This is a genomic window from Aestuariirhabdus sp. LZHN29, from assembly GCF_049985285.1.
Classification (GTDB): Bacteria; Pseudomonadota; Gammaproteobacteria; order Pseudomonadales; family Aestuariirhabdaceae; genus Aestuariirhabdus.
In genome coordinates this window covers 29,006-51,383 of record NZ_JBNIEU010000003.1, presented here as the reverse complement: position 1 = coordinate 51,383, position 22,378 = coordinate 29,006, and the positions used below count along the sequence as shown (strand labels likewise).

General features: G+C 48.8%; 22 protein-coding genes, 1 other RNA gene and 1 pseudogene. 10 read left to right on the top strand and 14 right to left on the bottom strand.

Annotated elements, in window-relative coordinates:
- Position 1: 1 nt before the first annotated feature.
- Genes mraY through mraZ form a run of 7 tightly spaced genes read right to left on the bottom strand, consistent with a single transcriptional unit; the run spans position 2 to position 7,374 of the window.
- A complete protein-coding gene (mraY, locus tag ACP3PW_RS12670) occupies positions 2-1,084 on the bottom strand; it encodes a phospho-N-acetylmuramoyl-pentapeptide-transferase (RefSeq protein ID WP_426417090.1) in 1,083 nt (360 codons plus the stop codon).
- On the bottom strand, positions 1,084-2,451 hold the full coding sequence (locus tag ACP3PW_RS12665; protein WP_426417089.1) for a UDP-N-acetylmuramoyl-tripeptide--D-alanyl-D-alanine ligase: 1,368 nt from the start codon (positions 2,449-2,451) through the stop codon (positions 1,084-1,086). The genes mraY and ACP3PW_RS12665 overlap by 1 nt, the downstream gene beginning before the upstream one ends.
- Positions 2,448-3,962, bottom strand: a complete 1,515-nt coding sequence (locus tag ACP3PW_RS12660; RefSeq protein WP_426417088.1) for a UDP-N-acetylmuramoyl-L-alanyl-D-glutamate--2,6-diaminopimelate ligase — start codon at positions 3,960-3,962, stop codon at positions 2,448-2,450. The genes ACP3PW_RS12665 and ACP3PW_RS12660 overlap by 4 nt, the downstream gene beginning before the upstream one ends.
- On the bottom strand, positions 3,962-5,674 hold the full coding sequence (locus tag ACP3PW_RS12655; RefSeq protein ID WP_426417382.1) for a peptidoglycan D,D-transpeptidase FtsI family protein: 1,713 nt from the start codon (positions 5,672-5,674) through the stop codon (positions 3,962-3,964). The genes ACP3PW_RS12660 and ACP3PW_RS12655 overlap by 1 nt, the downstream gene beginning before the upstream one ends.
- 5 nt (positions 5,675-5,679) lie before the next feature.
- On the bottom strand, positions 5,680-5,973 hold the full coding sequence (gene ftsL, locus ACP3PW_RS12650; protein WP_426417087.1) for a cell division protein FtsL: 294 nt from the start codon (positions 5,971-5,973) through the stop codon (positions 5,680-5,682).
- 20 nt (positions 5,974-5,993) lie between these two features.
- A complete protein-coding gene (rsmH, locus tag ACP3PW_RS12645; RefSeq protein WP_426417086.1) occupies positions 5,994-6,914 on the bottom strand; it encodes a 16S rRNA (cytosine(1402)-N(4))-methyltransferase RsmH in 921 nt (306 codons plus the stop codon).
- Between the two features lies 1 nt (position 6,915).
- On the bottom strand, positions 6,916-7,374 hold the full coding sequence (mraZ, locus tag ACP3PW_RS12640) for a division/cell wall cluster transcriptional repressor MraZ (RefSeq protein ID WP_426417085.1): 459 nt from the start codon (positions 7,372-7,374) through the stop codon (positions 6,916-6,918).
- Positions 7,375-8,020: 646 nt separating this feature from the next.
- On the opposite strand from mraZ, the gene ACP3PW_RS12635 reads away from it, so the two are divergent.
- The 6 genes from ACP3PW_RS12635 (at position 8,021) to ACP3PW_RS12610 (ending at position 13,051) form a co-directional block, all read left to right on the top strand.
- Positions 8,021-8,434 (top strand): hypothetical protein, encoded by a 414-nt coding sequence (locus ACP3PW_RS12635; protein WP_426417084.1) that lies wholly within the window; start codon positions 8,021-8,023, stop codon positions 8,432-8,434.
- 168 nt (positions 8,435-8,602) lie between these two features.
- Positions 8,603-8,773: a hypothetical protein gene (locus tag ACP3PW_RS12630; RefSeq protein WP_426417083.1), complete on the top strand. Its 171-nt coding sequence runs from the start codon at positions 8,603-8,605 to the stop codon at positions 8,771-8,773.
- Positions 8,774-9,017: 244 nt separating this feature from the next.
- Positions 9,018-9,665, top strand: coding sequence for a hypothetical protein (locus ACP3PW_RS12625; RefSeq protein WP_426417082.1), 648 nt, complete (start codon positions 9,018-9,020; stop codon positions 9,663-9,665).
- Between the two features lie 1,059 nt (positions 9,666-10,724).
- Positions 10,725-11,195 (top strand): hypothetical protein, encoded by a 471-nt coding sequence (locus ACP3PW_RS12620; protein WP_426417081.1) that lies wholly within the window; start codon positions 10,725-10,727, stop codon positions 11,193-11,195.
- Positions 11,196-11,318: 123 nt separating this feature from the next.
- Positions 11,319-11,864: a recombinase family protein gene (locus ACP3PW_RS12615; protein ID WP_426417080.1), complete on the top strand. Its 546-nt coding sequence runs from the start codon at positions 11,319-11,321 to the stop codon at positions 11,862-11,864.
- 611 nt (positions 11,865-12,475) lie between these two features.
- Positions 12,476-13,051, top strand: a complete 576-nt coding sequence (locus ACP3PW_RS12610) for a hypothetical protein (RefSeq protein ID WP_426417079.1) — start codon at positions 12,476-12,478, stop codon at positions 13,049-13,051.
- A gap of 218 nt (positions 13,052-13,269) precedes the next feature.
- Here ACP3PW_RS12610 and ACP3PW_RS12605 read toward each other — a convergent pair whose 3' ends face one another.
- The 5 genes and pseudogenes from ACP3PW_RS12605 to rsmI all read right to left on the bottom strand — a co-directional run bounded on the left by ACP3PW_RS12605 (position 13,270) and on the right by rsmI (position 17,478).
- Positions 13,270-14,034 (bottom strand): hypothetical protein, encoded by a 765-nt coding sequence (locus ACP3PW_RS12605; RefSeq protein WP_426417078.1) that lies wholly within the window; start codon positions 14,032-14,034, stop codon positions 13,270-13,272.
- Positions 14,035-14,676: 642 nt separating this feature from the next.
- A complete protein-coding gene (locus ACP3PW_RS12600; RefSeq protein ID WP_426417381.1) occupies positions 14,677-15,999 on the bottom strand; it encodes a DUF3258 domain-containing protein in 1,323 nt (440 codons plus the stop codon).
- A gap of 36 nt (positions 16,000-16,035) precedes the next feature.
- A pseudogene (locus tag ACP3PW_RS12595) lies at positions 16,036-16,185 on the bottom strand (DUF6538 domain-containing protein); the annotation flags it as partial.
- Between the two features lie 83 nt (positions 16,186-16,268).
- Positions 16,269-16,621, bottom strand: an RNA gene (gene rnpB / locus ACP3PW_RS12590) — RNase P RNA component class A.
- Positions 16,622-16,629: 8 nt separating this feature from the next.
- Positions 16,630-17,478 (bottom strand): 16S rRNA (cytidine(1402)-2'-O)-methyltransferase, encoded by an 849-nt coding sequence (rsmI, locus tag ACP3PW_RS12585; RefSeq protein ID WP_426417077.1) that lies wholly within the window; start codon positions 17,476-17,478, stop codon positions 16,630-16,632.
- Positions 17,479-17,623: 145 nt separating this feature from the next.
- Here rsmI and ACP3PW_RS12580 point away from each other — a divergent pair, with 145 nt between their 5' ends.
- From ACP3PW_RS12580 to ACP3PW_RS12565, 4 genes are read left to right on the top strand one after another with little or no spacing between them, the layout of a single operon-like run.
- Positions 17,624-19,561, top strand: coding sequence for a penicillin-binding protein activator (locus ACP3PW_RS12580; protein WP_426417076.1), 1,938 nt, complete (start codon positions 17,624-17,626; stop codon positions 19,559-19,561).
- Positions 19,464-19,841 (top strand): YraN family protein, encoded by a 378-nt coding sequence (locus tag ACP3PW_RS12575; protein WP_426417075.1) that lies wholly within the window; start codon positions 19,464-19,466, stop codon positions 19,839-19,841. Before ACP3PW_RS12580 ends, ACP3PW_RS12575 begins: the two co-directional genes overlap by 98 nt.
- A gap of 30 nt (positions 19,842-19,871) precedes the next feature.
- Complete coding sequence (locus ACP3PW_RS12570) at positions 19,872-20,468, top strand: phosphoheptose isomerase (protein ID WP_426417074.1); 597 nt, start codon at positions 19,872-19,874, stop codon at positions 20,466-20,468.
- The gene (locus ACP3PW_RS12565) at positions 20,465-21,031 is read left to right on the top strand and encodes a BON domain-containing protein (RefSeq protein WP_426417073.1); all 567 of its coding nucleotides are present in this window, start codon (positions 20,465-20,467) and stop codon (positions 21,029-21,031) included. Before ACP3PW_RS12570 ends, ACP3PW_RS12565 begins: the two co-directional genes overlap by 4 nt.
- Positions 21,032-21,155: 124 nt before the next feature.
- Here the strand turns inward: ACP3PW_RS12565 and ACP3PW_RS12560 are convergent, their stop codons facing one another.
- Together ACP3PW_RS12560 and ACP3PW_RS12555 are read right to left on the bottom strand one after the other, a co-directional pair.
- On the bottom strand, positions 21,156-21,572 hold the full coding sequence (locus ACP3PW_RS12560) for a ClpXP protease specificity-enhancing factor (protein WP_426417072.1): 417 nt from the start codon (positions 21,570-21,572) through the stop codon (positions 21,156-21,158).
- Positions 21,573-21,674: 102 nt separating this feature from the next.
- Entirely contained in the window at positions 21,675-22,304 is a 630-nt protein-coding gene (locus ACP3PW_RS12555) for a glutathione S-transferase N-terminal domain-containing protein (RefSeq protein ID WP_426417071.1), read from the bottom strand.
- Positions 22,305-22,378 lie beyond the last annotated feature (74 nt).

The following is a 22,378-nucleotide window of genomic DNA, read 5'->3' as shown; positions in this document are numbered from 1 at the left end:
CCTAACGCAGCTTCAGAGTTGCCAGGCCAAACAGGACCAGCATGAGAGTGATAATCCAGAAACGCACAATCACCCTGGGTTCTGGCCAACCTTTTAGCTCAAAATGATGATGCAGCGGTGCCATGCGAAAAATGCGTCTACCCGTCAACTTAAAGGACGCGACCTGCAAGATGACCGATACCGTTTCCATCACAAAAACGCCGCCCATAATGAAAAACACAATCTCCTGGCGCACAATAACTGCCACGACTCCAAGCGCAGCCCCCAGCGCCAGCGCACCGACATCTCCCATAAAAACCTGCGCGGGATAAGTGTTAAACCATAAAAAACCGAGCCCAGCTCCAGCCAGCGCAGCACAGAAGACTACGAGCTCACCCGCACCGGAAATATGGGGAATATGAAGATACTCAGAAAAGCCGACGTTACCACTGGCGTAGGCAAAAATACCAAGGGCGCCACCTACCATAACGGTGGGCATAATCGCCAAGCCATCAAGTCCATCGGTTAGATTAACGGCGTTACTCGAGCCAACAATAACGAAGTAGGTCAACACAATAAACAGCGGGCCCATGTCGAGCGCCACGTCTTTAAAGAAGGGAACGATAAGCTGAACTTCCGCCGGGCCGCTAGCAGTGGCATACAAAATAATAGCGGCACCCAGACCCGCTACCGACTGCCATAGATACTTCCAGCGCGCAGGCAAACCACGGGGATTCTTCTCCACCACTTTCCGATAATCATCAACCCAACCTACAGCACCGAAGGTGAAAGTAACCAGCAATACCACCCATACATAATGGTTGTTAAGGTTAGCCCACATTAGCGTGCTGAGACCTAACGCAACCAAAATTAACGCACCGCCCATCGTCGGTGTGCCGGCTTTACTGAGGTGGGTCTGTGGTCCGTCATCACGCACGGCCTGGCCGATTTGATAATGCCGTAAACGATTAATCATTATCGGACCAAACCAGAGCGAAATTGCCAGTGCGGTTAACACACCAAGAATGGCGCGTAAGGTTAGATACTGAAATACGTTAAATGCGCTGTAGTACTGCGCTAGAAACTCACTCAGCCATACCAGCATTAGCGAGCCCCCCCTGTAGAAACTTCACTCATTGCAGCCACTACCTCTTCCATCCGCGCGCTGCGGGAACCTTTGACCAAAAATGTTACTTCGCTTGCGGCTATTGGCTTGAGGGAATCAACCAGCTCATCCTTACTCAGGGTTGAGAGCGCACCGGCTCCAAATGCCCAGGCGGCTTCAGCACTCAGCGGACCCACCGCATAGAGTGCATCGATCCCCTGCTGCCTGGCATAAGTCCCCAGTTGCCGGTGCGCCTCGATGGCTTCGCCCCCCAGCTCAGCCATATCCCCCACCACCAGTACCTTTTCACCCCGGTACTTACTCAGCAAATCTACAGCCGCTCGAAAAGACGCCGGATTTGCGTTGTAACTGTCATCGATAATTCTCGAGCCCGATAGACCTTGCAGCACCAACCCACGTCCGGCGACGGGTCGAGCAGACTCAAGGCCGGCGACAATCTGTTCCAATCCCGTACCTACAGCCACTGCGAGCCCCGCGGCAGCCAACGCATTAGACACATTGTGCTCACCCGGCAGGCCGAGCGTTACCGGATGTTCTTCACCGGCGAAGCACAGAGTAAACCGGCTCTTATCTCCTTCGGCGTGGATGTCGGCGGCGTGAAGGTCTGCCTCGTGGCGGCACAGCGAGAAATTAATGATTCGACGCTCCCCGCAAAGCCCCTGCCAATAACCATAAAAAGGATCGTCCAGGTTAAGAACCGCAACGCCGGTGCTCGATAACCCGGAGATGATCTCTCCCTTTGCTTGAGCAATTGCGCGTAAAGATCCGAACCCGTCAATGTGTGCCGCCGACGCATTGTTAATCAGAACCGCATCAGGCTCTACCAGGTTAACGGTATAAGCGATCTCTCCTACCGAGCTCGCACCCAACTCAATCACCGCGTTTTCGTGCGCGCTTGAAAGTTGGCTAAGTGTCAGTGGGGCGCCAAAATCATTATTGAGATTACCGGGTGTCGCGTGCACTTCTCCCTGCTGGCGGAAAATAGCGGCACAGAGTTCCTTGACCGTAGTCTTTCCACTACTCCCGGTTACGGCAACTACCGGCCTCTCAAACTGTTGCCGCACCCACTGCCCAACCAACCCCAGCGCGATACGAGTATCAGCGACCTGTAGCTGCGGCAGGGATGTATTAACCGGATAACGAACGATGGCACCAGCAGCTCCAGCTTCCCGGGCCGCATCTACAAAATCATGACCGTTGAATGAGGGGCCCTCAATCGCGACAAAAAGAGCGCCTGGCTGCAAGGTTCGCGTATCAATACTAAGGCTATCGAACTTCGCATCTTCGCCAAACATTTCAGCATTAAGCGCGGTTTTTACCTGACTTAGTCGGGGATGGCCGATCATGCGACATCTCCCGCCCAGTTGTGCAGCGCCAGTTCAACCTGCTCCTGATCACTAAACGAGTGTCGTACCCCATTAACTTCTTGATAGCGCTCGTGACCTTTTCCTGCCACTACGACAACATCCTGCGCAGATACCTGGGATACCGCGTACCGGATTGCAGCGGCGCGATCACTCACGGCCGTAATACGTACTCTATCTTCTGCGCCCGCGCCCGCGAGTATATCCTGGATTATGCGATCAGGATCTTCTCCACGGGGGTTGTCGCTGGTCACTACGACGCTAGCTGCACCCTTCAATGCGGACTGCAACATCAATGGGCGCTTTCCAGAATCCCGATCTCCTCCGCATCCGAACACACAGGTAATACGACCCTGGCAATGGCTATCAACCGCACCCAGCAAGCTTTCCAACGCGTCCGGCGTGTGGGCATAATCGATCACTACCTGCGGCTTCATACCCCCGCCACAAAGTTGCATTCGACCATCTACTGCCTGGAGTGATTTCGCTGCCGACAATAGGGCGGCAAGATCGTGCCCATGCATGCCGAGCACTGCGATGATGGCAAGTAAATTTGCGAGATTAAATTCTCCCAACAGCGGACACGTCAACTCACCCTCACCCCAAGGGGTAACCAGTGTTGCCTGGATACCGCCGGGTGTATAACGCACCGAGGCAGGGTATATATCACCCCCACCGGCACGAAGGCTAAAGCCAACAGACTCAACGCCATTTCGGAGTTGCGCCTTCATTAACGCTGCGTAACGGTCATCTTCATTAATTGCTGCGTATTTTAATGTTGCAGACGAGAACAAACGAGCCTTGGCGCGGGCATACTCTTCCATGCTGCCATGGTAATCGAGATGGTCTCGGGTCAAATTGGTAAAGATCGCCGTGGTGAAACAGGTTCCTCTGGTGCGCCCCTGCTCCAACCCGTGGGAGGAAACCTCCATCGCTACATTCGGAATATCTTCCGCTACCATTTCAGCCATGAATTTCTGGATAGTCACCACATCCGAAGTGGTATTTTGACCCTCCCTCAAAGCACCAACAAAACCGGAACCCAATGTTCCCATTACTCCACAGCGTTGACCGAGAAGCTCAAGCATCTGGGCCAGGTAATGGGTGCAGGAGGTCTTTCCGTTAGTCCCTGTAACTCCAGTTACATGGAGATGTCGAGATGGCTTGTTGTAAAAATTCGCGACGATTTCGGCGAGACATTCCGACAATAGGGGCAAATGGATTAGCGGCGTTTCAGCGTCCCACTGCAGATGAGTTTCGTCATCAGAAGATTGAGCAACGACAGCGGCTGCTCCACCCCTGATTGCTGCTGATATGAAATCGCGCCCATCAACTGTGGCACCCGGTAGCGCTAAAAACAGATCACCCGCTTTAAGCTCTCGACTGTCAAGACAAACACCACTAACAGAAACATCCCTTAAGCCCTGAAGGATATTCTCCGTCAGCTGGGATGATAACAATCGAGATAGCGATATGGATCCAGAAGCCATCATCACGACCTCTTATCTGCATCAGATCGTGGCTCTGCCGCGATGGTTTTAACATCCGCGGGCGTCTCGCCAAGCAAATGCAACGCCCCGGCTACCACCTTTGAAAATACAGGGGCCGCTACGGCGCCGCCATAGTAATCTCCAGCCTTCGGATTATCGATCATTACCACTGTTACTATACGAGGGTTTATCACTGGTGCCATACCAGCAAACGTTGAGATGTACTTATCCTCTTCATAGCCATTACCGCTGACCTTATGGACGGTACCGGTTTTTCCTGTAACGCTATAACCCTCTACCGCAGCCTGGGTTCCCGTACCCCCTTTTTCAACCACAGCGCTCATCATTTTACGTATATCCCGGGCAACACGAGGAGATATAACCGACTCGGGTTGAACATCCCGATTTCCATTACGGAGCAGCGTGACAGGCATCTTTACCCCATCACGCGCCAACACCGTATAAGCGGAGGCCAGCTGCAATGCGGTCACTGAAATTCCGTAACCGTATGATAGGGTTGCTGTTTCAGTCGCACGCCAACGACCGCGATTCGGCAGATTACCGCTACTCTCCCCAGGAAACCCACTACCAGAAGCTTGTCCCAAACCCAGCTGGTAAAACAGCTCCCAGATCGGCTCTGCACCGACCTCAAGCGCGATTTTGCTGGCCGCAACATTGCTTGATTTTGCCAGCAATGTTGTCATATCCACCACACCATAATTACGGTGGTCTTTCACCTGCAATTTAGGGCCAACGCGGAACACACCGGGAGAGGTATCGATTTTCGAATTTGCGTTATAACTCCCGCTCTGAAACGCGGCCGCCAGGGTAAAGGGTTTTACGGTTGAGCCGGGCTCAAACACATCGGTCATCGCACGGTTGCGCAAACTGGCAACACTTATGCGTTTACGGTTGTTCGGGTTATAGGCGGGCTGATTAACCATCGCCAAAACTTCGCCTGAATCAACATCGATGACGACCATTGATCCACCATCCGCACCGTGCTGATTCACCGCGGCTTTCAACTCCCGGTATGCCAGGTACTGCACGCGCATATCAATACTTAGAACAAGATCATTGCCGGGATTTGCGCTGGCAACAAGCTCAGCACTTTTAACCAAACGGCCGCGGCGATCCTTGAGCATACGATACTTTCCTGGCTCACCCTCCAGCCAATCGTTGTACGCCAGCTCCAGCCCTTCCTGCCCATTGTCATCTACGTTGGTAAATCCAACCAGGTGAGCCGCAGCTTCACCTGATGGGTAATATCGGCGGTATTCATCAATCGAATAGACACCCTCTATATCTAACGCCAACACATCCTTTCCCTGCTCTGGCGTGATATGGCGCTTAAGATAGATGAATCCCTTTGAGCCATTATTACTAACCCTGTCCTTCAGGTAGCGTACCGATAGATCCAGTTTTTTAGATAGGGCGCTCCAGGGCACCGTATCATTGTTTATCTCCCCAGGATTAGCCCAGATAGATACAACCGGGGTACTGACCGCCAAGGCGCGCCCGTTGCGATCAAATATAATGCCTCGAGTCGCTGCAATTCGAGAGTAACGGACGGTTCGCTTATCACCCTCGCCTTGAAGAAACTGACGATCTACCACCTGCAAATCAACGATTCGCCACAACACTACCGCCGTCGCTAGCGCTACCACGGTTAGCACAAAAGCAAATCGCGCAAGGTAAGGTTCGGCAGACGGCATCTTGCTCACTGCGCCACCATAACCATATTCTTAGGATGAGGAATACTCATATTCAATTGCTTCCTGGCGAGAAGTTCGATCCGGCTCGGTGTGGTCAGGGTGCTATGCTGCAACAAAAGCTGCCCCCACTGCACCTGAGCTGAGTTTTTATAATTGGTTTCTGCCATTAAGTTGTTAAAAGCCAGTCGGTTGAGATGAGCTGTGTAGGTAACCGCCAGCGCTGACGTGGCGACGGCAACCAGCAACACCAACACCATAAGGTGCTGTTTGCAGATCAACTCCCGCCACACGTTGTTCATCCCATATCCCCCTGACTCTACTAGCCTATTTTTTCTGCAATACGCATAACCGCACTTCGTGCGCGCGGATTTAGTTGCACCTCTTCGGTGCCCGCCTTTACCGCTTTCCCTACGGCGCGCAAGCGCTTGTTGAGCTGGTCGTCTCGCACTGGAAGTCCCGGCGGCAGCTCATCGCCTTTTACATGTTTACGAATAAACCGCTTCACAATACGGTCTTCCAAAGAGTGAAAACTGATCACTACCAGACGACCACCGGGCTTAAGCAGCTCCAGGGCTCGATCCAGGCACACCTCGAGATCCTTTAGTTCCGAATTGATGTAAATTCGAATCCCCTGAAAAGCGCGAGTTGCCGGATTCTTGTTCTTTTCCCAGCGAGGATTGGCTTCTGCAACGATCCGTGACAGTTCTGCGGTCCGAGTAATCTCGGAGGTAGCACGCGCCTCAACAATCGCCCGTGCAATTCGGCGCGCAAAGCGCTCTTCACCGTAAGTTTTTAGCACCCAAGCAATATCATCTTCTGTAGCCCTGGCAATCCATTGTGCGGCGCTTTCTCCGTGCTCTGGATCCATACGCATATCGAGCGGGCCATCATTCAAAAAACTGAAACCCCGCTCTGGATCATCCAGCTGTGGCGAGGAGACCCCCAGATCCAACAGCACCCCGTCGACCTCGCCACCAACCAACTTATCTATTTCAGCAAATGAACCCTGCTCAATACTGAAACGATCATCCTCCGCAGCTAACTCAAGCGCTGTAGCGATCGCCCGGGGATCTTTGTCGATAGCTATCAACCCGCCATCCGGGGTCAGCTTTGACAGGATCAACCTTGAATGACCACCTCGCCCAAAGGTGCCGTCGACATAACGTCCACCAGGACTGACCACCAGAGACGAAACCGCTTCGGTCAGCAGGACAGTTTCATGTTGATATTGACTGGTCATTTTATAGAGACAGAGAACTCAGCTCTGCCGGCACCCCTTCGTCGCCTTTGCCCAACGCCAGATCCTCACTAAGACGGTCTGCCCAGCGCTCCTCACTCCATAACTCAAACTTCTTGCCCTGACCCACCAAAATGCAGCGTTTATCGAGCCCGGCATGCTCCCTCAGTAACGGCGGAACCAAAATCCGGCTACTGGAATCCATCTCAACATCGGTCGCATGCCCAATCAGCAGTCGCTGAATACGACGCGTCAGCGGGTTAAAACTGGGAAGGGCCTCTACTTTGGTTTGAATCTCTTCCCATTCGGCTAACGGGTAGATCAACAGGCAGGGCTGGTCCGTATCTATAGTGGCCACCAGGCACCCATCATCGTGCGCAAGCAGTCGCTCGCGATACTTTGTCGGTATCGCAAGACGCCCCTTGGCATCGAGATTGATGGCGCTAGCTCCCCTAAACCTCACAATTCCCCCTTAATACCCACTTTTACCCACTTTATGCCACTTTGAGACACTATAGGAACGTGAGGGGATGCAGTCAACAGGCCAGATCGCAAAATTAGCTTTAAAATCAGGGTGATAAGGCGATACCTATCCCCCAGCAGCAAGCAAGGACAAAGACTCAGAAGTAATTATTTAATCAATACAACACGATAAATCACCAAGTTAATGTGATTTATTAAGAGTAAGATTATTTTGATCTAGCTGGAGGATTTGTTGTGCGCGTCTCATTCCTGCGAGACGGTAAAAACGAGTCAGCCGGTAAGAGGACTAGTCAGCCTACACGCTACTGCGAATCAATAAGTTACGGAGCACCTTGTACCACATTGTGACATAAACGTGTACCACTCTTGATAACTGGCTGACTCCATTTTTTGCTATCTCTCAAATGAAATTATTTTTAAATTCCCATGAAATTTTTAAAGTCTTGATTTATAAGGCTTTTATAGTGGTGATATATTTATTTTAGCCACAAGGGGTTGACATCATGTGCAAATTATGCTTGACAGATATGCCTAATCGTGTTATACTTATATGTATAAGGTTAAAAAAGTTATAAAGGCTACCGCTTTCTTTAGGGCGGTTTTTCATCAACACGATAAGAGGAACAATGAAGTACAGTTATGATGAGATTCTCTCCCATGTGTTTACTCAGGGAGCTTTAAAAGACTATTTTATAGGACAAGGCAAGCCAACAATAAAAGAACTGACTGCCCTTCTCCTATTAGAGAAGCTAACAACGCTAGATGTACTGCTTCAACAACTACAACAAGAACAACAAGCAGTAGATCTTCCTGAACTATCAAACCAGCTATTCACAGCTGCTCAGGATATGGCCTCTAAGTTCAAACGACAAAAAACAGTAAGACCTTCTTCTAGAAAGAATCGAAAGAATAGGACTTCTCCTGAAATTGTTTCTGAGATCCACCTTCTACGTTCTAAAGGTTTTTCTATACGGGGGATAAGCTCTCGTCTGGGGATAGGTCGATCAACTGTATCTGACTACCTTCAGAAAGCCTCTTAAATGGCCTTCTAAACAGCCTTCTAAGCGAGTTCGGACGCCACCCTAGGCTACCCCCTTACCCAGTGTCCGAACTCTCTCCACAGCCCAATAAACTCAAGGGGTCTTACGCCTGAAAACAGGCTATCTAAGACTTCTACTATCAACAAACTATGAGGATTACAAAGAGTTATGATTATCGACTTACCAAACAACCTTTACGAAGACTTTAAACCACTTTGCGTGAATGAGGGGAAAAGCCCAGCTTCCATGATTAGAAAGTTGGTGATCAAGTATGTGAATGAAAGTAAAGGATTGAGCGAAAATGCCAAAGCCAAAGAAAACAAGAAGACGCTATTGTAAGGTCGAAGGCTGTAAGTCTAAAGCGTCTAAAAATTTTACTTACTGTAACACCCACAGCACCCCATACAGCAGGATCACCAGATCTTGTAGAACAGAAGATTGTAAGGGCACCCCCTCAAGTAAAAACCATTACTGTGATTCATGCCGAGTAGATGCCCGATTGTGGCGCTCGCCTTTTGGTAGGTGGCTTCTATCTCATGTAACAAACTCTAAGAATCTAGCTGTAGTAAAGGATTGCCCGTTAATGGAGTTATACGGCCTCTACAAGCAGTTTAGAGCTTTCAGAAGTCCTTACGCTATAGATGGAAAGATTTACTTTACTAATGATTTGAACCTTTGCCACCTTTTCCCAGTTAAATATTCAGAGCATGGCTGGGGGTTGCTGCACCCTTTTAATTTGAGGATAGCTCCCGCTTCAGTAAATAGGTCTTTATCAGATGCCCCTGCTTTGTATGGTTTGTCTACAGAAGACTTTGAACGTTTACCAACTACAGATAAAAGTTTAAAAGAGGGTATTCTTGCTCTGATGGATACTAGAGGGATTGAGGGCTTACCACCTGTAGCTCAACCCTCAGGTGCTGTGCCAGATTTCAAGAGTAAGGTTTACTCTCTGGAAGATGTTCTATTCTACGAGATCAATAGAACTGGGTGTATACCGGATGGATACTCTCCAACACTCTCTCGTATCCGAACCTATCAAGGGATTGAGTTTGTAAGGCTTGCTACCTCTGCTGATGATGATTTAGAAGCTATCAACAAAGCCGCTATGCCTTATTTCCAGAAGATGCTCCTAGGGCATACTGAAGAAGTCACTAGCTGGTATCCTGAAGAACAAAGAAGACTACTACAAGGTAGATATTCTGAGTACTTAAATCGGGGTTTTGTCTCTTAAGACTTTTTTAACCACATGAAATCGCTATAAGCCCTGCCAGCTCTCGTTTACAGTTGAAAAGAGTAGATATAGGGAGGTCTTCTAAAAGATTTATAATCTGTTGACCTAAAATATCGTCTACAGTCCTCGTCATATCTGGGCTAGAGCCTTTTTAACAGTGTCTACTTTTTGAGGTTTCTAGCCTTATCTTTGACAGTGTTTTAGACAGATTCTAGGTTGGTGTTTTGAAAGATTTTTAGAATGTATTTTAACCAGTGATTCTTAAGCAATAAATCAACAATAAAACCTTTATAAACAGCCACTTACAAGATACTCAAAACCAGTAATGCCAGGGTTTTAAAAGAGTTTTTCTAGTAAAGTCAGCCACTTACGAGATAAATACAACTGATTCTGAGGGTCTTGGGTATTCTTTCTGCCTATTTTATGTCTGTTTGCATGTTTCAATGTTACTTGCAGGGGTTTGCCCCACCTCGCTCTTTTTAAAAACCAAGCAATTAATTTTCAAAACTTCAACATAAAATTTCACTGGCACACTGTTAGCCCCACCTTTTAATAGTTTTAAGGTCTTTGGCTAATATTCGTGCAAGATTACAAAAGCATTCCTTGCTAAGTACAGCCCATCTCATGCGGTTCCTTGGCTGGTTGGCCTCTCACCAGTTGTACGAAAGGAGAGGTGCTTATTCCTATTAAATCCAAGCTGTAACGGGCTATTGACAACGTTTTGCTCTTTTGTCGTTGGGATTGAATCAAAGGAGACCTATTTTAAAAGTCCAAGGTGCTTCGTATCCACCTTTTGACCTTGCTTGGCTCCACAAGGGGACGAAACGGAGTCACCTAATTCACAACCTCTTGATAACGTCAGGGGTCACACTAAACACTAAAACGGTTCCACTATGCGAAGAAAACTACCTAACCTCGAATACCAGCAAACCATACTGGCCCTACATTCTCTAGGGTTCAAACCAAAACTAATTGCAAAATCCCTTCAAGTGTCCCTCTCTTACGTCTATGGCAAGTTGAGGACCAACAACAACAACGAACTAACGGAGAAAAATACCAATGACTAAATCGAAAATTCACCTACTAGACCAAATTGAGCAACTAAAGCAACCTCTACCAGATACCTTAGAGGGCACTATAAGAGACGTAGAGAACGTTTACCGGAGTGGCTTGCATTCAGACCCTGATAGCAAAACAACTGCGTCTATCCGCATCTCTGGGACGCCTAATAAAGTTTTAGGACAGCTAATGTTTTTGTCTTCTCGTGACTACACTTTTACCAAGAGTAACCCCCCACAGATTACAATGGTCTCTCAGGTCTTCTGTTATGCCACAGTGACCAAAGCTGACAAAATCCAAGAACAAGAACTAGCGGTACTGAAAGAGAAAGCCACAGAAGATTATCACGCTACTTACAAACAGAAGTCTCAACAGCGAGTAGAGCAACTGGCTTCACTGAAACTTGATTTGCAAGAGCTACTCCAGCAAGAGAAAGAAGAAGAGGCACGTATAGCTGCTGCTCTCTCCTAACGTCTTTTTAGGGTATACCCTAACGGGACGCCTCAAAAGTGTATCATTAGGGTTGCTTTTCGCATTATGAGACGTTAAGATTATTAGCATCTAAGACCCTAACGAGACACTTTGAGAGATCCTATGACTATTTTTGCTTATTGCCGAGTATCAACCCTAGATCAAGATACCTCTATTCAAGAGGTAGAGATTCGAAAGGCTTACCCTGAAGCTGTTGTTAGGGTAGAGAAGGCTTCTGGCACCACTACCGATGGTCGCCCTGTACTTGCTCTGCTAATGGATATGATTGGGAAAGGGGATAAGCTCGTAGTGTGGAAGCTGGATAGACTGGCTCGTAACATGGCCGACCTTACGCAGCTTGTTAAGGCTCTTGAGGATCAGGGAGCTTCCCTTGAGATTCTTGATCAACATATTGATACCTCTACCGCTAGTGGTAAGGCTTTCTTACAGATGCTAGGTGTCTTTGCAGAATTCGAGACAAACCTACGTAAAGAGCGACAACTTGTGGGGATTGCTAAGGCGAAGGCTGAAGGCAAATACGTTGGCCGACCTGCTTCAATCGACCCTGACAAGGTTAAGACCCTCCACCAGCAAGGAAAGGGAGCTACAGCAATTGCCAAAGAGCTTGGCATCGGCAGAGCTACTGTCTACAGGATCTTATCAGCCTAGTTTCTATCCCTACTCTCCTACACTAGCCCTCCTCTTGTGAGGGCTTTTTATTGCCTGTTAGAAGCATCAGGAAGGGCATTCTAACAGGTCTATTAGCTGCGTTCTGTTGAATCCTATACCTACCCATTGCCCTTCTTCTAAAAGCCTCTTCTAGTTCTCTAGAGGGTCTTGTAAGACTTCTTTAAGCGGTTGTCTGCGAGGACTTCTATCCTGCCACCTAGATATTTTGAATTTATGGCTGATTTGTAAGGCCAGGATGTGGAGTGGCTGACACGCATTTAGATAAATCGAGACACAGTGCTACCCTTAAGACAGGAAAATAGATGCTGCTGTCGACTCGATGAACTGACATATATCAACATAACGACAGGGTCCAAATGACGCAAAATAAGCCGCTTCCTTAGTCTTCATATACCTTCTATCTCAAGCTTTTGCCCCTCCCACTCAGACACTATAAACTCCTGCACAGACTATCTTCGCGCGATCATGGCACCAAAAACACCTAAAAAATACAGATAACTAAAACTAATCAGCCTAAAGCAATTTGTGAGAGTATAAACATTCGTTATTTAGACTAATAATCTAAATCAAATTAAGCCCCTAGGAATCTCATGAAAAAAAATATTACTTATCTGACAGCCACTTTGTTAGTTGCATATTCATCTATCTCACAATGCTTCGCTAATGAGCGGCCAAACATCTCTGAAAATGAAATAATGGTACTAGTACTTGAAGATTTTATTAGCTATGCCATCGATCCTAAAACCACCATGCTCGGAATAAGTCTACAAAAATTTGGTTTTTCATCATACGAAGAGTTTGCACTACTTGAAAACCACTCAAAACCACTTCTAGCACTTGTAACCTCAAAGCTTAGCTATACAGATAATGGAATAAGAGCTTTAACAGAGACTCGTAAACCATATACAGAAGCTACGATGAAAGTTGAAAAAAAGATTGAAGCGATGGTAAATTTTTGCACTAGCGAATCAACTAAAAACAAAGATGACAAGGAATACTGCGAAGAAAATAAAAACAAAATATCGATGACTTTTGCAAATTGTGTAGGTGGGAGATCGGAGATATGCGATGCCGCTATTTCTGAGGTTCATAAAAAAGCAATTGCTAGATCGATGGCTAACACTGCAAACATGCTCGAAAACCTTAGCAACCAGATCTCCAATTAAGTTATCAGTCAGTTTCCTATAGCGAAGGCATCAATTGCCTACAAAGCTTCAGGATTCTACCTACTTTAAAGCAGCTTGCTTATTAGTATTCTGCCTCGTGTAGCTCGCCATCATGCTTTGATTTCGGCAAAGGATTGCCAAGCATCAGCGACACCTGCCATAAGTGGTGTGACTTCTAGGAGAGGCTAGTCTTATAACACCATCTTATTTTTCTCGGGCTATATCTTTCCCAACTTCTTCAATAAACTAAGACCATTATGGGTTGCACTCAAATTACCAATCGCATCATTAATGAAATTTAGTTTTTTAAGCTCACCTAGATAAAAGTTCGCACTTGCAACTCCGCCATCGTAGAAATCAACAATCTCATCTTTTGATATAGTCCCCGCATCCGCAATACTTTTAAGAATACCCATCATTTCAGGGTTAATTTTAGTTCCGTCTATCTTGTCACCACTATAAGATTCAGAAACCGGATCATCTTCACTGGTCGCCTCTTTATTTGCTACGTCCCTATCGCTTAGCTCAGCAACTACAGCTTTAATTCTATTGTTCTCGGCTCTCAGCTTGGAAAGGCTTTCCTCATAAGCCAACTCAAGTTCAATATGCTGACGCCTAAGAGTCTTTGCTTCAGCCTGAGTTAGGGGCTCCTCATCCTCTATTTTTTGCCTTATCTCTTTCAATTCTTTCTGCTTACCTCTTGTATATGAATAAGCCCATCTAGCGGGAAACGGGAATAAAAGAATGAAAGCAGCTGCAGATATCACTGGCAATATATAGTAGGTCCCAATAACTGAATACACAGACCCTGTATAGAGGACGTTAGAGATGTATTCTATTTTCTCCACGGCACTCATCGATGAAAGAAGTATTAAAAACAGCTTATAATTCCACAAAGACCACGAGACAAACAAAACCCCAAACAACGGGCTTGCTGCTCGCTCATATAGTGTGCTTTTTATTGAGTATATTAAGTCGTTCACTGCCACCTACTTTTTATTAAAATTCCTAGTACCAGACTACTTTCACCGCAACATTAATGCGACAAGCCAACTGTTTTTCCTCTAGCTTAAGATTATCAATACTCTCAGACATAACTCCCCAAAAATTTAAATCATGAACACCTATCAACTAACAGCAGCAAGACTTATAGAATTTCCGTACAAACTAGAGCAATACCAACTTCCTTACAGATCTCAACAGGAGAAACCTTTCTCATTTCCAGAAGTAGCTAGCCTATACATTACCAAAACCCTTCTTCTTACTATCAATCATACTTCTTGTATTCTCTGGGCTTGCTTAGCCCACTGGAGCCGCACTGGCTACAGGTATACCCTTTATACTTATTCCAACCCCCAAAGGAAACATGAGCCCAAACTAAAAGCCAGATTCCGGCAGTCAAGATTGTTAAGAATAAGTGTAAAATATGATTAGTTCCCTGCTTCTCAGCTTTACGGTTCGTATCACAACTTGGACAATATGCTGGTTTAAATTTCATAGCCATAAAAAACATCCTTATTTATATAAATTATACTTTAGCTCTTACAGCAAGATTAATATAACACTATACTTCTTAACAACCTTTAGGTTTCTAAAAAGCCCATATAGCGTTACCCCTCCTTACTCTACTCATAAGATAAGCAATCAATGACTCTTAGTACGTCTTTCAGAGGTAATGCATGGGTATATCTATCAGTTACCCCAGCACTAGTCTTTTCATGACCAACCACTGTCTGTACGACCAGATCTAAACAGCCTGCCCCCCTTGCTTTGGTTACCACGCCATGTCTGAAAGAGTGGAATACTTTTTTATTCCCTCTTTCATCTGTTTGAGGTATCTCTAACTTCCTTAGCACCCGCCCAAACCAAGACGTTAAGCTCTGAGGGTTTAGTGAGAATAGCTCCCCTTCAGGCTTTGTGGCAACCCAGTCTAAGAAGCCAGCTTTTACCAATACTGCATGTATAGGGATTTGCCTTATCGCGTTATCCGTTTTGAGGTTACCTGCTTCAGGTGTTATCTGTATGTAGTGTCTTTGGCTTTCTGCATCAAAAGCAATATCTTGTTTTCTTAGCTGACATAATTCGCTTCTTCTAGCACCTGTGTATGCTGCCAATATTGGAAGCCACCTTTGCCACTCTTTCTTCTGCTTAGAGGTAGATACTTCATTCAAGATGGCTACCACTTCAGAATCTGTAAACCTTGCATAGGTTTTCTTGGAAGTTAGAGCCAACTTCAAGTCCTTTGCAGGAGAGCTGCTCAGATAATCATTAGCTACAGCAAAACTAAACATTCCTTGCAGAAACTTCTTTAACTGACTTGTAGTAGTTTTGGAGATCCTATCTTCCTCTGGGATTTCCAGATTTAGTAGCTCCTCGACAGGTCGCCCTTTATATTCTTTAAGGTTTCTCTTCGGGAGTCCCGCATAGGCTGATAACGCATCCCTTAGACACTTACGGTTAATCTGATCTATGGGTTTATCTCCTATGAGGTGCAGCAGATCTATATAGTACCTCTCATACTCCTTTAAGATTCGCTCACTCAGATTATTATTTGTTCTTTTGAACTCTATAAACTCCTCGTAGAGTTTTGAGAATAGTATTCCCTTAGAAGGCGTTGTAGACTCTGCCTTTTCTGCTTCCTCTTTTGTGTGTTCTCTTAATCTATTCTGCGCCTCCTCTTTAGCTTTTACCGATTCGGTATAGAGTCCATTTGAACGAGATAACTCTGCGTCAAGAACGGATAGTAGAGTGTTAAGCGCTGGAAAAGATTTTAGAGGGCTACCTTCTTCTAAGGTTTCGTTGCCCTCTAACACGGCTGCTATGTGCCCTCTTTCGTAGTATACCGCGTCCCTCTTAGCCTCTCTTTTCCTCCAGTCGAAGCTATCAATATCTGCCAGCTTTGCTAAACGCTCTTTCAGATACTCGACCTCTGCAGGACTTATAGGCATAGGGCAGTTCCTTATGTGATAGAACTCAAGCGACTTTGAAGTGATGAAGGCAATCGCCTTTGCTGAATCTCTGGTGCAAAGGGATCTTCTGTACTCTGAGAAGCCTACTGTTTTTTGTAGGCGTTTTGGAATAGGGAATCTGAGATAGTAGCTACCATCTCTTTTTTGTAGGTATCGTAGGCGCATATTCTTGTACCAATCTGAGACGTTTTCTTGTCACAGTAGCGCTAGATACCCACAAACCCCCGTAGAATGGGGGCTGTAGGTAAGGATTAAGTCAACCGGTAAGCCGGGTTCTGTCTTGGACAGTCATTCATCTAGGGTGCACATCACTGTACACCTCAAGCAACCTACCCGAATCCAGTGCGGGTACACACCTATAGGATTCCTATTTGGTCTTGCTCCAGACGGGGTTTACCATGCCATGAAGTGTTGCCACTCATGCGGTGCGCTCTTACCGCACCCTTTCACCCTTACCGGCAGATTGCTCTGCTTAGGCGGTCTACTCTCTGCTGCACTTTCCGTAGGCTTGCGCCCCCCAGGAGTTACCTGGCGTCCTACCCTATGGAGCCCGGACTTTCCTCCCCAACCCGAAGGCTGCGGCGACTGCCTGGCTGACTCAGGGCTAGACTAACCGCCTTTCAGCTCAAGGGCAAGCTGGTACAGGGCCTTTTTGCGCACTCCACTAATTTGGGAAACGAGGGTACTGGCCTGCTTAAGAGGCAACTCCTCCAGCAGAATTTCAAGCATCCGCTGAACCTCGGGATCGACCCCCTCCTCCGCTGCCCGCGCGGGTGCCCCCCGCACAAGTACCACAAACTCTCCCCGCTGCTGGTTACTGTCGCCACGCATCCACGCGAGCACCTCTGCCACCGCTCCCCCACGCACCGTTTCAAACGTTTTGCTGATCTCCCGGGCAATGACGAGCTCACGCTCGCCCCCCAACACCTCTGCAAGGTCTTCCATGCAATCCAGTATGCGGTGGGTGGATTCATAGAAGATCCAGGTCGATTCGCAGCTTGCCAGGCGCTCAATACACTGCCGACGGGCGCCCCGCTTAGCGGGAAGAAACCCTTCGAACTGAAAACGGTCCGACGGCAGTCCCGCCACAGAAAGCGCCGCGATGATCGCACTGGCACCCGGAACCGGAACCACCTTTACTCCACGGCGGCGCGCCTCACTCACCAGGTGGTAGCCCGGATCGGATATTAACGGTGTTCCGGCGTCTGAAATCAGCGCTATGTTTTCTCCCGCATCAACGCGGTCGAGCAAGCGACCACTGCGCTCACGCTCATTATGATCATGGTACGCCATCATGGGAGTGGTAATACCCAAATGATCGAGCAGGCGAGCACTGTGCCGGGTGTCCTCGGCCGCAATCAGGTCGACCTCCCCCAACACACGAATAGCCCGCGCGGAAATATCTTCCAAATTACCAATTGGTGTCGCCACCACATAAAGAGTTGCACCAGTATCCATCAAGATCGGACTCCGCCCACAGAAGATGCCCCAGTATATAGGAAATCAAACAGCTCCTCGGTTAGAATGACACTTCGCACGGAGAAGCAAGCATATTACCGCTTCTCCGCATTCCCGCTACCCATAAGACCGTTGCCTATCATTCATGAGCTTGCCAGCACGCCTACCACTCATTTTTTTGCTCAGTGCCTTGCTGTCCGCCTGTGCCAGCAGCCCCGAGTACCCCCGCGTACCCCCGATCCCAGGGCAGGATCTTAACCAGATCCAGGCGCTTCTGGAGCAGGCTGCAGAAGCCTCTCCCGAAGAAAGCGCCCAGCTACGTATGGACGCAGCCAGCCTGATGATTGCCGAGCAACGCCTCGACGAAGCACGAGAAATTGCTGCATCGCTGACACCCCATATACTCGGCGACGATAACCGGGCTCGCTACGCCTTACTGCAAGCGGAGTTAGCCCTAGGGCGCAACAACGTACTGGCCTTTACCTGGCTGGATCATCCCAGCCTGCTAGCGGTCGATAACAGCAGTATACGGGTTAACGCCCTCAGCCTAAGAGCCCGAGCTCTACACCAAACCGGCAGCTCTCCCGCCGCCATCGACGAATTGATATTGGCACTCGAGCTGGCGCACGCCGACCAGCGGGAGACCGTTGAGCAGCAACTCTGGAACACCCTGCTGGAAATGGATCTTAATGAACTACAAGAAAGCCGGGAATACCATAACCTTGCCTACCTCGATGCATGGGTAGAGCTGGCAGAAATCCTCAAGAAACCCGCCAGCCTCAGCAACCAACTTGAGCGTATAAACCAATGGTCGGAAAACTGGCCATTTCATAGCGGTCAGCAAAAACTGACGGAGATCGAGGAGATCATTCGGGAAAGCGCCACCAACCAGCCCAACCATATCGCCCTGCTGCTACCCCAAAGCGGACAGCTGGAACAGGCAGGAGATGCCATACGAGACGGTTTTATGGCCGCTTACTATGCCGCAGCAGCAGACGGCAGGGAGCTCCCACAGTTAAGTTTTTATGACAGCGAGCAAAACACCCCCAATCAACTGATCAACCAGGCCATTAACGACAACGTCGAGATGCTCATCGGCCCGCTACGCAAGCAGCAGGTCTCCGAATTTGCCTCACAACCGCTTCTGCCTCTGCCAGCGCTCACGCTCAACTACAGCAACGATGCCCATGTCGCCACCGATGGTCTGTTTCAGTTTGGGCTCGCCGCTGAAGACGAAGCACGGCAAGCAGCGCGACGTGGGCGCCAGGAAGGCTATGAACGCGCGGTTGTGATCACACCCAAAACCGCGAAGGGGAGCAGGGTCGCAGCGGCCTTTGTCGACGAGTGGGTGACCCACGGGGGAACAGTGGTCGATCAACGTCAGTTCACGGGCAAAAACGACTACCGCCAGGTCGTTGGCTCACTACTTGGCATCGACAAGAGCCGCACTCGAGCACGCCTCCTGTCTACGGTGATAGGCGAAGCTCCCGAATTTGATCCTCGCAGACGCCAGGATATCGACATGGTATTCATGTCCGTATCGGCGGAGCAAGGCAGAATCCTGAAACCGACACTGGCCTTCCAGTACGCTGGAAAACTGCCGGTGATTAGCACCTCAAGCATATACAGCGGCCGTCGCGACCAGACACGCGACAAGGACCTCGACGGTATAAAATTCACCAGTTACCACTGGCTGCTGGAAGATAGCGACCCGCTAATGAGGCAGATTCGGGCGCGCTGGCCCCAGGCGAATGGAAGTTACGCGGAGCTGTATGCCCTCGGCGCCGACGCGTTTCTACTTTACTCAAGGGTTCGCCAAATGAGCAGGATCGAAGGCATTGAACTAGAAGGCACAACAGGCACCCTGAGCATGGACGAACAGCAGCATATTGTTCGCGAGCTGAGCTGGCACCAGTTCCGTAACGGCATTCCAGTGCAGCTGGAAGAGCTGCCGCCACTGGTGCCCCCTCACACGGAGGTAATAGATGGAATGGATTCTGAAACAGAGCTTCAACCGGGGACAGCAGGCGGAGAAATTGGCACTGGATTTTCTTCAGCGCCAGGGCTTGCGCCTATTAACTAAAAACTATGCCTGGCGTGGAGGTGAGCTCGACCTGGTGATGAGCGACAAGGACACCATCGTCTTTGTCGAAGTCAGGCAACGAAGCAGCACTCGCTTCGGCAGCGCCCAGGAGAGCCTTAACTCCAAAAAATGCACACGCCTGATAAACTGCGCCCAGCATTACCTGCAGAATAAGAAGCTGCTACATAGGCCGTGCCGCTTTGATGTCATGGCTGCTAACGGTAAAGTTGAAGGCGATGATATGCACTTTGAGTGGATTAAAAATGCCATTACCCTGTAATCATACGCCCACGGGCGACAAAGGTTGATAATGAGTATCCAGGATCGTATTACAACTCACTTTTCCGACAGCATCGACGTCAGCATTCAGTGCGCGGAAACACTCCCCCCGCTGATTGCCGAGGCGGGAGAGATGATGGTACAGGCGCTCCTCAATGAGGGTAAAATTCTAAGCTGCGGTAACGGAGGATCCGCATCCCACGCCCAGCATTTCGCCTCTTTGCTACTGAATCGTTTTGACCGCGAGAGACCCGCACTACCTGCTCTTGCCCTGACGGCTGACAGCATTACGTTGACGGCCATCTCAAACGATTACAGCTATCACGACGTTTTTTCCAAGCAGGTTCGCGCGCTGGCACAACCATTCGATGCTCTGCTAGTAATCAGTACCAGCGGGAACTCTGCGAGCGTGGTGCAGTCAATACAGGCAGCCCATGATCGACAAATTCCGGTTATCGCCCTGACCGGACGCGACGGGGGAAACGTCGCATCAGTGCTTCACCCGGAAGACGTTGAGATTAGAATCCCCTCTTTCGATCCGGCACGCATCCATGAGATACACATGATGGTTATCCATTGTTTTTGTGATTTGATTGACGAATACCTGTTTGGAGAGATGACGCAATGAGAGCAATAGCTACCCTGATCCTGTTCAGTTTCCTGCTATCAGGCTGCGCATCCAGTATCAGTGCACTGAAAGAAGAGCCCATACAACAAGATCCGGGAAAGCGAACCACCGGCCGCTTCATAAGCGATGAAACCATTGAAACCATTTCCCTGGTGAATATTGACAAGGCCGACCCGGGGTTCAAACAGACCCGCGTATCGGTAATCAGCTTCGACGGTACCGTGCTAATTGTTGGCCAGGTACCCAACCAGCGCCTCAAAAAAATTGCTGGCGATACGGTGCAGAAAGTACGAGACGTCAAGCAGGTATATAACGAGCTGGAGATTGCCGGTCCGATCAGCTTCGTTGCCGCCAGCAGCGATAACTGGCTGACCACAAAAGTCAAAACCAAGATGCTGAACGATGAATCCGTGCCATCGAGCCGTATAAAAGTTGTCACCGAGAATGGAACAGTATTCCTGATGGGGCGGGTGACCAACGCAGAAGCCAACCGCGCTGTTGAGCTGGTGCGCACCACCTACGGAGTGCAACGCATTGTGAAGGTGTTTGACTATATCGACTAGTCGCGCCGACCCCGTGTAAAGGCTTTAACCCTAACCGCACTTACACCGCACAAATAAAAAAAGGAAAGCCCATGCTTTCCTTTTTACTACGGTCTTACAATCATCAAAAATCGAACCTGGCGCTCTACTTCACGACTTTGAGACTGGGTCTTCCTGATGGCTTTGACGGCATCTTCTTGACGGTGTCGCCACCGCCGATCGAGGTGTCCGGGTCCGGGTCCAGACCCTCCTCCACTTCAAACACCATCCCCTGCCCGTTTTCGCGGGCGTAGATAGCCATCACTGCATGGATCGGAATATAGATGTGCATGGGGCGACCACCAAAGCGTCCATTAAACTCCACCTCCTCATTGGTCATCAAAAGCTCACGCACAGCCGTTGGAGACACATTGAGGACGATCTGTCCCTCATTAACAAACTCCTGTGGCACAGCGACCCCCTCTGCCATAGCATTTGCTAGCAGGTAGGGAGTGCACTCGTTGTCCACAATCCACTCATACAGCGCCCTTACCATGTAGGGTCGGCTCGGACTCATTGACATACCATGCTCCAACGTTCCAGGGACAGGCTTCAGCACCCGCCTCTACAATAAAAAAAGGAGAGCTCAACGCTCCCCCTTTTATAACCCACATCAAGCCATCAATCAGAGACGCATCTCGCGTTCTACCTCAGAAAGACTTTCTTTAAAGGATTCGCGCTCGAACAACCGCTCAGCGTAATCCAACAACGCCTTGGCCTGCTTGGGCATCTCGATACCAAGATCCGCCAGGCGCCACAAAATAGGCGCTACGCAGCAGTCCACCAACGTGAACTCATCGCTCATAAAAAAGGGCTTCTCCTCAAACAGAGGAGCAATACCGACCAGGCTGTCACGCAACTCTTTTCGAGCCTTGTTCACTGCGGCTTCTCGAGACTTGGGGTCCAGAATGGTATCGATCAACTCACTCCAATCCTTGTCGATGCGGTGAATCAGCAGTCGACTTTGAGCCCGAGCAACCGGATAGACAGGAAGCAACGGTGGATGAGGGAACCTCTCGTCGAGGTATTCCATCATTACATTCGGCTCATACAACACCAGATCACGATCTACCAGGGTAGGCAACGAGTTGTAGGGGTTAAGCTCTGCAACCTCTTCAGGCACATTGTCCGGATCAATATCCTGCACATCAACCGTGACACCCTTCTCAGCGAGTACGATTCTCACGCGATGGCTCAGGTGGCCGACCGCATCGGAAAAAAAGATCATTGAAGAACGCTTGGCGACTACGCCCATTGTTACCCCCAAAATGTGGAGTCAAAAAACACAAAAACGCGCGCAGCTGATAGCTCAGCCGCGCGCCCATTAAC

What these genes read in the sequence shown, in the direction of transcription:
- ACP3PW_RS12660 (WP_426417088.1), bottom strand. Translation starts at nt 3,962, where the DNA reads ATGATGGCTTCTGGATCCATATCGCTATCTCGATTGTTATCATCCCAG.
- ACP3PW_RS12555 (WP_426417071.1), bottom strand. Translation starts at nt 22,304, where the DNA reads ATGGGCGTAGTCGCCAAGCGTTCTTCAATGATCTTTTTTTCCGATGCG.
- ACP3PW_RS12570 (WP_426417074.1), top strand. Translation starts at nt 19,872, where the DNA reads ATGAGTATCCAGGATCGTATTACAACTCACTTTTCCGACAGCATCGAC.
- rsmI (WP_426417077.1), bottom strand. Translation starts at nt 17,478, where the DNA reads ATGGATACTGGTGCAACTCTTTATGTGGTGGCGACACCAATTGGTAAT.
- ACP3PW_RS12615 (WP_426417080.1), top strand. Translation starts at nt 11,319, where the DNA reads ATGACTATTTTTGCTTATTGCCGAGTATCAACCCTAGATCAAGATACC.
- ACP3PW_RS12635 (WP_426417084.1), top strand. Translation starts at nt 8,021, where the DNA reads ATGAAGTACAGTTATGATGAGATTCTCTCCCATGTGTTTACTCAGGGA.
- ACP3PW_RS12655 (WP_426417382.1), bottom strand. Translation starts at nt 5,674, where the DNA reads ATGCCGTCTGCCGAACCTTACCTTGCGCGATTTGCTTTTGTGCTAACC.
- ACP3PW_RS12630 (WP_426417083.1), top strand. Translation starts at nt 8,603, where the DNA reads ATGATTATCGACTTACCAAACAACCTTTACGAAGACTTTAAACCACTT.
- ftsL (WP_426417087.1), bottom strand. Translation starts at nt 5,973, where the DNA reads ATGAACAACGTGTGGCGGGAGTTGATCTGCAAACAGCACCTTATGGTG.
- ACP3PW_RS12600 (WP_426417381.1), bottom strand. Translation starts at nt 15,999, where the DNA reads ATGCCTATAAGTCCTGCAGAGGTCGAGTATCTGAAAGAGCGTTTAGCA.
- rsmH (WP_426417086.1), bottom strand. Translation starts at nt 6,914, where the DNA reads ATGACCAGTCAATATCAACATGAAACTGTCCTGCTGACCGAAGCGGTT.
- ACP3PW_RS12575 (WP_426417075.1), top strand. Translation starts at nt 19,464, where the DNA reads ATGGAATGGATTCTGAAACAGAGCTTCAACCGGGGACAGCAGGCGGAG.
- mraY (WP_426417090.1), bottom strand. Translation starts at nt 1,084, where the DNA reads ATGCTGGTATGGCTGAGTGAGTTTCTAGCGCAGTACTACAGCGCATTT.
- ACP3PW_RS12625 (WP_426417082.1), top strand. Translation starts at nt 9,018, where the DNA reads ATGGAGTTATACGGCCTCTACAAGCAGTTTAGAGCTTTCAGAAGTCCT.
- ACP3PW_RS12665 (WP_426417089.1), bottom strand. Translation starts at nt 2,451, where the DNA reads ATGATCGGCCATCCCCGACTAAGTCAGGTAAAAACCGCGCTTAATGCT.
- ACP3PW_RS12620 (WP_426417081.1), top strand. Translation starts at nt 10,725, where the DNA reads ATGACTAAATCGAAAATTCACCTACTAGACCAAATTGAGCAACTAAAG.
- ACP3PW_RS12610 (WP_426417079.1), top strand. Translation starts at nt 12,476, where the DNA reads ATGAAAAAAAATATTACTTATCTGACAGCCACTTTGTTAGTTGCATAT.
- ACP3PW_RS12560 (WP_426417072.1), bottom strand. Translation starts at nt 21,572, where the DNA reads ATGTCAATGAGTCCGAGCCGACCCTACATGGTAAGGGCGCTGTATGAG.
- ACP3PW_RS12580 (WP_426417076.1), top strand. Translation starts at nt 17,624, where the DNA reads ATGAGCTTGCCAGCACGCCTACCACTCATTTTTTTGCTCAGTGCCTTG.
- ACP3PW_RS12565 (WP_426417073.1), top strand. Translation starts at nt 20,465, where the DNA reads ATGAGAGCAATAGCTACCCTGATCCTGTTCAGTTTCCTGCTATCAGGC.